The sequence below is a fragment of the Fodinicola acaciae genome, from assembly GCF_010993745.1.
Lineage (GTDB): Bacteria > Actinomycetota > Actinomycetes > Mycobacteriales > HKI-0501 > Fodinicola > Fodinicola acaciae.
The window spans coordinates 2268350-2280596 of the sequence record NZ_WOTN01000001.1; the positions used below are offsets into that span (position 1 = coordinate 2268350).

Annotated in this window: 11 protein-coding genes; 2 read left to right on the top strand and 9 right to left on the bottom strand. The window is 69.4% G+C overall.

Going from position 1 to position 12247, the window contains the following annotated elements:
* Positions 1-18: 18 nt before the first annotated feature.
* The 6 genes from GNX95_RS10550 to GNX95_RS10575 form a co-directional block, all read right to left on the bottom strand.
* Complete coding sequence (locus tag GNX95_RS10550; protein WP_163506914.1) at positions 19-1323, bottom strand: sialidase family protein; 1305 nt, start codon at positions 1321-1323, stop codon at positions 19-21.
* Positions 1320-1871: an RNA polymerase sigma factor gene (locus GNX95_RS10555; RefSeq protein ID WP_222853498.1), complete on the bottom strand. Its 552-nt coding sequence runs from the start codon at positions 1869-1871 to the stop codon at positions 1320-1322. The genes GNX95_RS10550 and GNX95_RS10555 overlap by 4 nt, the downstream gene beginning before the upstream one ends.
* Before the next feature lie 77 nt (positions 1872-1948).
* A complete protein-coding gene (locus GNX95_RS10560; RefSeq protein ID WP_246281639.1) occupies positions 1949-3226 on the bottom strand; it encodes a sialidase family protein in 1278 nt (425 codons plus the stop codon).
* Positions 3226-3744, bottom strand: a complete 519-nt coding sequence (locus GNX95_RS10565; protein WP_222853499.1) for an RNA polymerase sigma factor — start codon at positions 3742-3744, stop codon at positions 3226-3228. Before GNX95_RS10565 ends, GNX95_RS10560 begins: the two co-directional genes overlap by 1 nt.
* Positions 3745-4116: 372 nt before the next feature.
* Positions 4117-5448: a histidine--tRNA ligase gene (gene hisS / locus GNX95_RS10570; protein ID WP_163506916.1), complete on the bottom strand. Its 1332-nt coding sequence runs from the start codon at positions 5446-5448 to the stop codon at positions 4117-4119.
* A 52-nt stretch (positions 5449-5500) separates the two neighbouring features.
* Positions 5501-6196: an MBL fold metallo-hydrolase gene (locus GNX95_RS10575; protein WP_163506917.1), complete on the bottom strand. Its 696-nt coding sequence runs from the start codon at positions 6194-6196 to the stop codon at positions 5501-5503.
* Between the two features lie 91 nt (positions 6197-6287).
* Between GNX95_RS10575 and GNX95_RS10580 the strand changes: the two genes are divergently transcribed.
* Together GNX95_RS10580 and GNX95_RS10585 are read left to right on the top strand one after the other, a co-directional pair.
* On the top strand, positions 6288-7124 hold the full coding sequence (locus GNX95_RS10580; protein WP_163506918.1) for a peptidylprolyl isomerase: 837 nt from the start codon (positions 6288-6290) through the stop codon (positions 7122-7124).
* A 254-nt stretch (positions 7125-7378) separates the two neighbouring features.
* Positions 7379-7831, top strand: coding sequence for a hypothetical protein (locus tag GNX95_RS10585; RefSeq protein WP_163506919.1), 453 nt, complete (start codon positions 7379-7381; stop codon positions 7829-7831).
* Positions 7832-7904: 73 nt separating this feature from the next.
* Here GNX95_RS10585 and GNX95_RS10590 read toward each other — a convergent pair whose 3' ends face one another.
* The 3 genes from GNX95_RS10590 to secF all read right to left on the bottom strand — a co-directional run bounded on the left by GNX95_RS10590 (position 7905) and on the right by secF (position 12246).
* Positions 7905-10271, bottom strand: a complete 2367-nt coding sequence (locus GNX95_RS10590) for a RelA/SpoT family protein (RefSeq protein ID WP_163506920.1) — start codon at positions 10269-10271, stop codon at positions 7905-7907.
* A gap of 188 nt (positions 10272-10459) precedes the next feature.
* Entirely contained in the window at positions 10460-11026 is a 567-nt protein-coding gene (locus tag GNX95_RS10595; RefSeq protein WP_163506921.1) for an adenine phosphoribosyltransferase, read from the bottom strand.
* Entirely contained in the window at positions 11023-12246 is a 1224-nt protein-coding gene (gene secF, locus GNX95_RS10600; protein ID WP_163506922.1) for a protein translocase subunit SecF, read from the bottom strand. Before secF ends, GNX95_RS10595 begins: the two co-directional genes overlap by 4 nt.
* Between the last annotated feature and the right edge of the window lies 1 nt (position 12247).

Genomic DNA, 12247 nt, shown 5'->3' on the forward strand with positions numbered 1-12247 from the left:
CGCCGGCCGCAGCAGGCGCTACTTGCTGTTCGGCGGCTTTGGAACGGTGATGAACGTACTACCGTCGGAGGAGAACAGCCGACTGAGCGGGACATGCGGCTGGCTGCTGGACGTGTAGGCCAAACCGCCGGTCACCGTACGGACGAGCGCTCTGGCCAGGCCAATCTTGTCGTTCGCCACGAAGGTCCGGCCACCGTCCCGGCTGATCACCGCCGGACACTCGACAGGATTGCCGTCCTTTGCCAGTCTCGTGTCGGCGCTGAGCAACGCACCGTCCGGCGTGACAGCCAGGCCCATCGGAATCCGCAGTCCGGCGACCGGCGTGAACGTGCTCCAGGTCTGGCCGCCGTCCCTACTCTCGGCCCGGATGACCGGATCGGAACGGCCAACCAGCGTGCCGCGGATCACGTACACCTTCTCGCCGTCCACTGTCGCGACCCACAGATCGCCGGCACCGCCGGTGCCTGCGAAGACATGCGTGCTCCAGGTCCGGCCGCGGTCGCGGCTCACCGCGACCGCCTTGTCATTGCGGCCACGCGCGCTGCCGACCACCCACAGCGAACCGTCCTTCGCCGGAACGACGAGCTTGTCGCCGTTGGGTCGGGTGTAGAGCTCAAGATCCGGCTGATGACGCAACAGGTGTTGGACGCCGGTCGCCGGATCGATCGCGACCAGTCGACCGTCGCCGCGGTTGACCACCACCCATCCGTTCTCGGCGGAGTCGATCGGATCTCCGAACGCGTCGGGGACTTCCTGCCAGGTGCGGCCACCGTCGCGCGTGAGGCCGGTCATAGACAACACAGTGTTCTCATCCAGGACCGTCACACCGATGAGGTGCACCGGAGGCTGCGACGTATCTGGATAAACATAGGGTTTGCCGTTTTTAAAGGACATTGTCCCGCCTTGTACGTAGGTCCGCGGCCGGAACTTCGCCGGAATCTCCCATGCCTTCCACGACTGTCCGCCGTCCGTCGTGTGCGCCAGCGCCGCACGCTGCGGGTCGCTCGCCCCCCCTGAAACGGCAAGCACGGCGTACGCCTGGCCCACGCCGAGCGGAAACTCGTCAAGGATCGACGACGGGGTTGTCAGCGACCATGGCTGGGCCGCGATCGGCCCCGCAGCCGCCAGACCGCCGTGGTCGAACGCGTGCGTGGTCGCGACAACGGCGCCGCCGGCGAGCGCGATCGCCGCGACCGCCGCCGCACCACCGAGCTGGTGGCGCTGCCGCCGGCGACGGCTTTCGCCGACGATCGACGAGAACTCCGGAGTCTTGATCCGCTCGCGTACGGCCGTCCGACCACGCTCGAAGTCACTGCTGTTCACGACGACTGCTCCTCGTCCAGTTCGACATCGGTCAGGATGGCGGCCAGCGTCGCGCGGCCGCGGGAGAGCCGGGCCTTGATGGTCCCGACCGGAGCGTTGAGAGTGCGCGCGATCTCGTCGATCGGCAGGTCCGCCAGATAGTGCAGCGCGATCGCCTCGGCCTGCGCGGCCGGCAGCCGACGTACGGCCGCCAGCACGGCCAGCCACTCCGGTCCGGCGTCCGGGATCTGTTGCGGTGGCGGCGGAATCCGCCGCAACAGGATGTCCATCCGGTGCCGCCGCCGGAAGCGGCTGCGCGCGATGTTCAGCGACACCGTCCGCAGCCACGCCTCCGGACTGCTCGCGGACAGCACCTTCGCCGGCCGCGACACGGCTCGCACGAACGCCTCCTGCACGCAGTCCTGCGCCTCACCGAGGTCACCAGTCAACGTGTATGCCGCCAGCACGAGCCGTTCGTGCGTGGCGCGATAGATCTCCTCCAACTGCGCGACGGCGCCGGCTCTGCTCACCCGGCCGACCATCGCCTCACCCACAGCATGGATCGTCACCAACTCCCCGCCTTTCCACCACCTCGCCGATGGGTCACACATAGACCCACGGGAGGTGGCGGAAGGTTGCGTTGGCGCTATTTCACCGTGTTGTCGACCGGCGCCGCAGGGATGACCGACCAGTGCACCCCGTCCTCGGACACCCGGAAGTTGTTGCGGAACGCGGCACCGCCGATCGGCGAGATGTACGCGCCTGTGACGGTGGTGCGGAAGCCCACCGGAGATCCGGTGTCCGGGACCGAGCTGAACGTCCGGCCGCCGTCCCGGCTGACGAGGAAGCCGGCATCGGAGTTGGCCGTCCCCCACAGCGTCCCGTCCGCGGACACCGCCAACTGCGCCAGGTCCGCCCCCAACGCCTTCTTCGTCCAGGTCGTCCCGCCGTCGGTGGACACCAGCGCCGCGGTCCCCGTCATGGCCGTGCCGTTCGACCGCATCAACAGTGCGTACGTCGTGCCGTCGGCTGCCGTCACTGGCGGCGACAGTACACATCCGTACGCGACCGGCACCTGGTAGGTCGACCAGTTCGCGCCACCGTCCGTGCTGTGGCTGACGGTGCAGCCGGGCTTGCCGAATTCGACCTGCCGGACAGCCCACAGCACACCGTCGCGGCCTGCGGCGGCCGAGGTCATCGCTGGCTGCCGAGCCAGCTGGTGCCAGACCACCGTGGACAGATCCACGGCGTACAGATGGCACACCGACCCGTCGCCGGCGCAGAAGGTGTTCATTACCTGCCCCCTGCCAAACGCCTCGACCGGAGCACCGACCGTGATGGTCAACGGCCTGCTCTCCTGCCAGTTGGTCACATTGCCGGCGACCCGCTGACCGGCCGCCTTCGACCAGGTCTGGCCGGCATCGCGGCTGACGTAGTCACCAAGCAGCAGCACCGTCCGGCTGAGCGCCACGAACGGGGTCAGGACATATCCCGTCGAGTCAGGCTTGGCGGCGCCGGCCGGCACCTGCCACGCGTGCCAGGTCGCGCCGCTGTCAGTCGTGCGCGCCACCGCGAACCGCTTGCCGTCCTGGACCAAGGCATAGACCTGTCGCTGGTCGACGACCTCGTACGACTGGGCCTTCATCGCCTTCGTCAGGGTCACCGGCCCGCCGGCGATCGATCCACGCACCGAGCCGGCCAGCAGGTCGGGCCCGGCCGCCGGTTGCTCCTTCGTGCCATGCGACCCGGTGAGCAGCGGTATGGCCGCGATGGCCAGCGCGGCCAGCACCGCGACCGCGGCGACTCCGGCGACGCGGCGGCGGCGTACCCGGCCGCGCGCCTGCCGGCCGAGGTCGTCCAGATCCGGGAACCGGCCGGCGGCGACCACGTCCTCACGCAGGCGCACCAGCTCGTCTGACATCATCACGCGATCTCACCTACCGTGGCAGTCGGAAACGGACGCAGGTCACCGAGCCGCACGGCCAGCGCCGCGCGTCCGCGGGACAACCGGGACTTCACCGTGCCGGCGGACACCCCGAGCGTGTCCGCGATCTCTTCGACAGACAGGTCGGCGACGTAGAACAGTGCGATCGCCTCGCGCTGGCCGCGCGGCAGCGACCTGATCGCGTCGAGCATCACCACCCGATCGGGCGTCGGCTCGGGTACGTCAGGCGGCCGCAGACCGCTGCGAACCAGCAGCTCGGCGCGATGCCGCACGCGCCGCCACCGGCTGATGGCGACGTTGCGGGTCACCCGCCGCAGCCACGCCTCCGGACTGTCCGCGCCCAGCACCTTGGACCGGTTGACCAGCGCACGGATGAACGTCTCCTGGACCACGTCCTCCGCCTCGGCCATGTTGCCGGTCAAGGCGAACGCACTGACCAGGATCCGGTCGTAGGTGTCCCTGAAGAGCTCGTCCAGCTCGCCTTTGTCGGCTTCCACACCTCACCCCGCTTCCTTCGTCACTCTGTCAACTCGCTGACATCGCGACCACCGAGGAAGGTTCCAGACACGACGAAGCCGCCGTACGCGGCATGCGTACGGCGGCCGGGGCGGGTCCAGGCCTGCCAGGTCCTTCCGCCGTCGGCGGTGTGCGCGATCGCCCTCGGAAGGCCCGGACCTGGCGCCGGCCCACGCGTTCGACGCCGGAAGACTCCGGAATGACGAGCATCTGCCGGCGCCGACAGCGGCCGCGTGCCACGGTCATGACGACCGTGAGCAGCCACTTTCTCCGGATTGTCGGCGGCCAGTACGCGCCGCGGTAGATCTCCGCTATCCCGACGCCCGCCTCCGCACGGTCACGTCTGGCTGCGGCTAACCCGAGATGATGCCGGGCCACCGGTCGGCGTCCGGCGGCTGCCAGCCGGCCGGGTCGGCGTCGACCTGGTCGCCGGAGCGGATGTCCTTGACCTGGTCGGTTCCCCCGGGGAACCACACGTACGGGATGCCGCGCCGCTGCGCGTACCGGATCTGCTTGCCGAATTTCGCCGCGCTGGGCGACACCTCGGTGGCGATGCCGCGGCGCCGCAGCGCGTTGGCGATCCGCCGGCAGGCCGGCCGGTCGTCCTCGGACGGCAACGCCACGAGTACGCAGGTCGGCACCGACCGCGTCGCGGTGAGCTGGTCGCGGCCGAACAGCCGGCCGAGGATCCGCGACACGCCGATGGACAGGCCGTTGCCCGGGTAGGTCGTCTTCCCGTCGGTGGCCAGCGAGTCGTAGCGGCCGCCGGAGCACACGCTGCCGAGGTCCTCGTGCCCCTCCATCACCGTCTCGTAGACCGTGCCGGTGTAGTAGTCCAGGCCGCGCGCGATCTTCAGGTCGGCGGTGAGGAACCCCGGCGCGTACTCCAGACCGGCCTCGATCACCGCGGCCAGCTCCTCAAGGCCGGTGTCCAGCAGCTCGTGCGAGACGCCGAGCGCGCGCACCCTGTCGACGAAGGACAGGTCAGGCGTGCGGATCTCGGCCAGCGACAGGCACGCGTCGGCCTGCCCGTCGGTCAGCGACAGCTCGTCGACGAGCAGCTTGCGTACGACGTCCGGGCCGACCTTGTCGAGCTTGTCGACCCGCTGCAGCACCTCGGCTGGCTCCTCGATGCCGATGCCCCGATAGAAACCCTCGGCGAGCTTGCGGTTGTTGACGTTCATCCGCAGCGGCGGCAACGGCAGCGCGGCCACCGCGTCGGCGACGACCAGCGGCAGCTCCACGTCGTAGTGCGCCGGCAGGTTGTCACGATCGACGATGTCGATGTCGGCCTGCAGGAACTCGCGATAACGGCCCTCCTGCGGCCGCTCGCCGCGCCAGGCCTTCTGGATCTGGTAGCGGCGGAACGGAAACTCCAGCTTGCCGGCGTTTTCCAGCACGTACCGCGCGAACGGCACGGTCATGTCGAAGTGCAGCGCCAGCGTCTTGGCCGGATCGAGATCGTCGCCGGAGTCGGCGTGCAGCCGGCGTACGACGTAGACCTCCTTGTCGATCTCGCCTTTGCGCTGGATGACCTCCAACGGCTCGACGGCGCGCGTCTCGACGGACACGAATCCGTGCAGCTCGAACGTACGGCGAAGGGTGTCGACGACCTGCTGCTCGACGATGCGCTGCGGCGGCAGCCACTCCGGATAGCCGGACAGTGGACGGGGCTGGCTGGGCATGGTTCTCCTGATGCTCTGGTGTACGGACGTGTGGTCGCTGGGTCGGCGGCGCTCAGCCGCCGGTATGCCCCGCGACCAGTCCGGCCAGGAAAGGGTTGGACGCGCGCTCGCGTCCGATGGTCGTCGCCGGGCCGTGGCCCGGCAGCACGACCGTGTCGTCGGCCAGCGGCAAGACGCGGTCGCGCAGGCTGCGCTGCATCGCCGCGTGGTCACCGCCCGGCAGGTCCGTACGGCCGATCGAGCCGGCGAACAGCACGTCGCCGGCGAAGCACAGCTCGGGGCCGTCGGCCTGCGGCAACCGGAACAACACCGAACCCTCGGTGTGCCCTGGTGCGTGCTCGACGGTCAGCGTGAGGTCCGCGAAGGAAACCGTGTCGTGGTCGGCAAACGTACGAGCGTCGCTCGGCTCGGTCCAGGTCGCGGACTGGCCGAACTGCTGCTCCAGCATCGCCACCAGCTGCGGGCCGAGCTCGCCGAGCGGGTCGCGCAGCCGGTATGCGTCGTCGGTGTGGATCAACGCCGGGATGCCGCTCGCGTCGCAGACCGGGGTGACCGACCAGGTGTGGTCGGCGTGGCCGTGGGTGAGCAGCACGGCCTGTGGCTCCAGCCGGTGCTCGCGGAGCACCTCGCCGAGCTGGTCGACGACGCCGATGCCGGGGTCGACGATCAGGCACGGGCCACCCGCCTCGGGCGCGACGACGTAGCAGTTCGTCTCGAACGCCGCGGCTGGGAAGGACAGAAGCAGCACCTCTCGAGTTTAGCGGGGGCCGGTGATCGTAGACTCGCGCGGACGACCCCTCTGTAGCGGCGGGACAGCCCCGCAGGACAAGGAGCCACGAGTGCCCGGCAAATCCGGCCGTGACCGCCAGCGCGCGCTCGCGCGCGCCAAGCTCGAACGCCAGATGGCCCGCCGGGCCGCGGCGGCCCGCAAGCGCCGGCAGATGCAGGCCGGCATCGGCGCCATCGTCGCGGTCGTCGTGCTGGTCGCCGGTGGCTGGTTCCTGATCAGCAAGTTCGGCGGCACGACGGTCAACAACGCCAGCGCCAACGCGTCGGCGAGCGCCTCGGCCTCCGCCTCGCCGCCGCCTGGCTCCTGCGTCTACTCCAAGGACGCCGGCCAGCCGGTCAAGGGTGCACGCAACGTCGGCGTACCGACCACCACCAACGTCCCGCACACCGGCACGCAGACGGTCACCATCACGACCAACCAGGGCGTCGTCGAGTTCACCATGGACACCGCGAAGGCGCCGTGCACCTCGCACAGCTTCACCTTCCTGGCCGACAAGAAGTACTACGACAACACGCCGTGCCACCGCATCCTGACCAGCGGCTCGTACATGCTGCAGTGCGGCGACCCGACCGGCACCGGCCAGTCCGGCCCCGGCTACCAGTTCGGCACCGAGAACCTGCCGACCGGCAAGACCCCGCCATACCCGGCCGGCACGGTCGCGATGGCCAACGCCTCCGACCCGAACACCAACGGCAGCCAGTTCTTCCTGGTCTACAAGGACAGCAACTTCGACGGACCGAACTACTCGGTGTTCGGCAAGATCACCAAGGGGCTGGACGTACTCACCAAGATCGCCGCCGGCGGTGTCACCGGCTCCGACCAGTCCACCCCGAAGACCAAGGTCACCATCACCTCGGTCAAGGTCACCCCGCCCCCGGCCGGCTGAGCCGCGTCCATTTGCTCATCGTGCGCAGGGCCAAGCCCAACGGAAAGGTTTGTCCACAGGCCGGTCCTGGTCGAGCTCTGTCCACAGATCGCCGACCGACCGGCCGCCGGTGACGATTTTCCGGCCAGCATGGACGTACGCTCCGCCGGGCCGGTGAGGGGGAAGGCACAGAGGGCTCCCGGTCTGGCGGAGTGACCATTTCCGACACTCCGGGAGCTGTTGTGCGTACGTTGTTCGCGTTTATCTTGGCGTTCATGTTTCTGGCCACCTCCATGGGAAATCCGGCCACGGCATCGCCGGTCACGGTGGACGGATACGCCGTCGGCTATCTGCCGCACGGCATCTCCCGTCCGCCGTCGGCGTTCGCGTACGAGTGGGAGAACGTCGTTTTTCACAGCCTGGTGTGGGAATCGGGTGACGACGAGCACGGCTGGAAGGTCGACATGTCGGTGGCGATCCTGCGCGGCTCGCGGCTCACCAGCCCGGCCGCGCTGAACGCTTTCTGGACGAAGTACACCGCCGGCGACGCCGAGCCGTGGCGGCCGGTGCCGGTGCGCGTACACGGCAAGCCGGGATTTCGCAGCGGGTCGCGGATCGTGTGGCTCGACCAGGCCGGCATCGCGCCGACGGTCTCCATCGACATCTCGCGCTTCAGCGCCGACGAGCTGATGCCGACCGCCCAGGGAATCCGCCAGCTCAGCGACTAGCGCCATACAACCGCCTATAGCGTGCGGATGGCGGCTGTCGATCCGATCGCCGGCTGGGTCAGGGTGGCCAGACTCAGCCGGTCGCGCCGCCGGAGGTGATCCGGTAGGCGTCGTAGACGCCTTCCACCTTGCGTACGTTGCGCATCAGGTGGCCGAGGTGCTTGGGGTCGGCCATCTCGAAGGTGAACCGGCTGACCGCCACCCGGTCGCGGGTGGTGGTGACGGTGGCGGACAGGATGTTGACCTTCTCGTCGGACAGCATCCTGGTCACGTCGGAGAGCAGCCGATGCCGGTCCAGCGCCTCGACCTGGATCGCCACCAGGAACATCGAGCCGGCCGACGGGGCCCAGGAGACCTCCATCAGCCGCTCGGGCTGAGACCGCAGGTCCTCGGCGTTGGTGCAGTCGGAGCGGTGCACGCTGACGCCGCCGCCACGGGTGACGAAGCCGAGGATGTCGTCGCCGGGGACCGGCGTGCAGCACTTGGCCAGCTTGACCCACACGTCGCTGGCGCCCTTGACGACCACGCCGGGGTCGTTGACACCCTGGGTGCGCCGGCGCTCCTTGACCGGGCTCGCCGCCTCGGCGAAGTCCTCGGTGGCGCCTTCCAGGCCCCCCATCAGCGCCATCAGCCGCTGGACGACCGACTGCGCGGAGACCTGGTTTTCGCCCACCGCCGCGTAAAGCGCGGACACATCGGTCAGCCGCAGGTCGCGTACGACGTTGAGCAGCGCGTCGCCGCTCATCACCCGCTGCAGCGGCAGGCCCTGCTTGCGCATCGCGCGGGTGATCGCGTCCTTGCCGGCCTCGATGGCGTCGTCGCGGCGCTCCTTGGCGAAGTGCTGCTTGATCTTCGTACGCGCACGCGGACTGGCGACGAAGCTCAGCCAGTCCTGGCTGGGGCCGGCGTGCTCGCTCTTGGACGTGAAGATGTCGACGGTGTCGCCGTTGGCGAGCCGGCTCTCCAGCGGGACGAGCTTGCCGTTGACCCGCGCGCCGATACATCGGTGGCCGACCTCGGTGTGCACGCTGTAGGCGAAGTCGACCGGCGTCGACCCGGTCGGCAGCGCGATCACGTCACCCTTCGGCGTGAAGACGTAGACCTCCTGGCCGCGCAGGTCGAACCGCAGCGACTCCAGGAACTCACCCGGGTCGACGGCCTCCTTCTGCCAGTCGAGCAGCTGGCGCAGCCAGGTCAGCTCGTCGGAGTCGGCTGGCGGGCCGGCCACCTCCGACCCCTTGGCGTCCTTGTATTTCCAGTGCGCCGCGATGCCGTACTCGGCCGTCCGGTGCATGGCCCAGGTGCGGATCTGCAGCTCGACCGGCTTGCCTTCCGGACCGATCACGGTGGTGTGCAGCGACTGGTACATGTTGAACTTCGGCCGCGCGATGTAGTCCTTGAACCGGCCCGGCACCGGCTGCCAGGTCGCGTGCACCACGCCGAGCGCCGCGTAGCAGTCGCGCAGGCTGTCGACCAGCACCCGCACGCCGAGCAGGTCGTAGATGTCGGCGAAGTCGCGGCCGCGGACGATCATCTTCTGGTAGACGGAGTAGAGGTGCTTGGGCCGGCCGGTCACCGTCGCCTTGATCTTGGCGGCCTTCAGCTCCGCCGACACCCGCTCGGTGACCGACTCCAGCACGGCGTCACGGGCCGGCGCCTTCTCCGCGACCAGCCGCGCGATCTCCTGATAGCGCTTGGGATAGAGCGCGGCGAACGCGAGGTCCTCCAGCTCCCACTTGACCGTGTTCATGCCGAGGCGGTGCGCGAGCGGCGCCAGCACCTCGAGGGTCTCCTTGGCCTTGCGCTCCTGCTTGTGCCGCGGCAGGAAGCGCAGCGTGCGCATGTTGTGCAGCCGATCGGCGAGCTTGATGACGAGTACGCGCGGGTCACGTGCCATCGCGACGATCATCTTGCGGATCGTCTCGGCCTCGGCGGCGTCCCGGTCGCCGAACTTCACCTTGTCCAGCTTGGTCACGCCGTCGACCAGGTGCGCGACCTCGCCGCCGAAGTCGGCGGACAGCTGCTCCAGCGTGTAGCCGGTGTCCTCGACGGTGTCGTGCAGCAACGCGGCCACCAGCGTGGTGGTGTCCATGCCGAGCTCGGCGAGGATGGTGGCGACCGCGAGCGGATGGGTGATGTACGGGTCGCCGCTGCGCCGCATCTGGCCGCGGTGGAACTCGTCTGCCGTGTCGTACGCACGCTGCAACAACCGCACGTTGGCCTTCGGATGCGCGGCGCGGTGGATCGCGGCCAGCGGCTCCAGCACGGCCCGGATCGGCGCGGAGCTCTGGTTGCTGCCAAACCTGGCCAGTGCGGCCCGTACGCGCCGGCCGGTATGGCCGCCCTGCTGCGGCGCGTCCTCCGCGGTGTCGACCTCGACCGCGTCGCCGCGCAGCAGCGCAGCGCTGTGGTCCAGGTCCCCTACCGCATCGGTGGCCACGGCTGTGCTCCCTCAAACGACCCGGTCGATCCCGGCAGCCGGATCAGTCCCCCGCTGATCAACTGCTTCGATCAAGTGGCACTGCAGGTCACCATGGTATCCCGCCGGCACCGCCGGTGTATGACCACGGGCTCGTCGGCCACGACGAGTCGCGCCAGCGAGCCACCTGACCAGGGTGAACGCTCGAGTCAAACCGATAACAATGCGTGCACCGGGAGGCTACTATGCGTGGCGGCGATGCGCTTTCGGCCGGTCAGCGCCGCGAGCTCCAGCACGACCGACACGCCGACCAGGCTGCCGCCGCCGCGCGACAACAGCTCGGCGGCCGCGACCACCGTTCCACCAGTGGCCAAGACGTCGTCGACCAGCAGGACGCGACGGCCGTCGACACCGGACCTTTGCGGGATTTCCAAAGTGGCGGTGCCGTATTCCAGCTCGTACGTGATCGCCGTCGTCGGACCCGGCAGCTTGCCGGCCTTGCGCACCGGCACGACGCCGCGGCCGGTGGCGTAACCGACCGCGGCCGCGACGATGAAGCCACGCGCCTCAATGCCGGCGACCAGGTCGAAGTCGGCACCGGCCGACGCCGCGACGGCGTCGGCGCAGGCTCGCAGCGCCGCACCGTCGCCGAACAGCGGCGTGAGGTCCTTGAACAGGATCCCCGGCCGCGGGAAGTCCGGCACGTCCACGACGTGGTCGGCGACCAGCTGTGCGATGCCGGTGGTCCCCGACGTCGCCGTGCCGGCGTCGGTCACCGGCGCCGCTTGCTTCCCGACGGCCGACCCGGTTTGCCGCCTGGCCGCTTGCGCTGCACCGGCCGGTTGGACGCACCGGCGGAGGCCTTCGACGCGCCGGCGCCGACCGGCTCGTCCGCGTCGTCGGCGGCCTCCGGCTCGGCGTCGGCCTTGCGCAGGCTGGTGCCGGACTTCGCGGCGGCCTTCCCAGTGGCCGTTGTCTCGGACGTACGGCTGGTCACGCCGGACGCGGCGGCGCGCCGAGCGGCGACCCGCTTGTGCAGCGCCTTGTAGCGCGGCTCGCGCTCCTTGAGCTCGGCGGTGATCGGCGCGGCCAGGAAGATCGACGAGTAGGCGCCGGCGATCATACCGATGAACAGCACCAGACCCAGGTCCTTCAGCGTGCCGGCGCCGAGCAGGCCGGCACCGATGAACAGCAGGCCGGCGACCGGCAGCAACGCGATGATCGAGGTGTTGATCGACCGCATCAGGGTCTGGTTGACGGCCAGGTTGGCCGCCTCGGAGTAGGAGTAGCGGCTGCCGCCGAGGATCCCCTTCGTGTTCTCCGCGACCCGGTCGAACACCACCACCGTGTCGTACAGCGAGAAACCGAGGATGGTGAGCAGGCCGATCACCGTGTTCGGCGTGACCTCGAAGCCGACCAGCGAGTAGACGCCGGCGGTGATCAGCAGGTCGTGCGCCAGCGCGATGATCGCGCCGACCGCCATCTTCCATTCGTAGCGGAACGCCAGGTAGATGATCAGCAGCGCGAGGAACACGGCGAGAGCGATCAGCGCCGACTGGGTGATCTGGCCACCCCACGAAGCGCTGACCCGCGACTCGCTGATGTTCGTCGTGGTGGTCTTCAGCTCGGCGGCGATCGAGGTCAGCGCCTCGTTGGCCTGCGTCTCGCTGATCGGCGCGATGCGCACCAGGTAGGAGTCGCTCTTGGCACCCTGCGTGCTGCGGACCGTCTGCGTGCTGATGACCTCGATGGCGCCGCCGGAGATCTTCGCGTTGCGTACCGCGTTCTCGGCGACCTCCTGGCTGGCGGCGACGGTGGCCGGGACCTGGAACGAGACCCCACCCTCGAACTCGATCCCCCAGTGGAAGCCGCGGATCAGGAAGCTGGCCAGCGCGACCACCAGGATCGCCAGGCTGATCAGATACCAGGTGCGGCGCCGGCCAACGAAGTCGATGCCGGCCTCGCCGCGATAGACGCGCTGAGCGAAGGATGGCATC

Coding starts and splice junctions, on each gene's coding strand:
- hisS (WP_163506916.1), bottom strand. CDS start 5,448: ATGCCCAGCCAGCCCCGTCCACTGTCCGGCTATCCGGAGTGGCTGCCG.
- GNX95_RS10585 (WP_163506919.1), top strand. CDS start 7,379: ATGTTTCTGGCCACCTCCATGGGAAATCCGGCCACGGCATCGCCGGTC.
- secF (WP_163506922.1), bottom strand. CDS start 12,246: ATGCCATCCTTCGCTCAGCGCGTCTATCGCGGCGAGGCCGGCATCGAC.
- GNX95_RS10560 (WP_246281639.1), bottom strand. CDS start 3,226: ATGATGTCAGACGAGCTGGTGCGCCTGCGTGAGGACGTGGTCGCCGCC.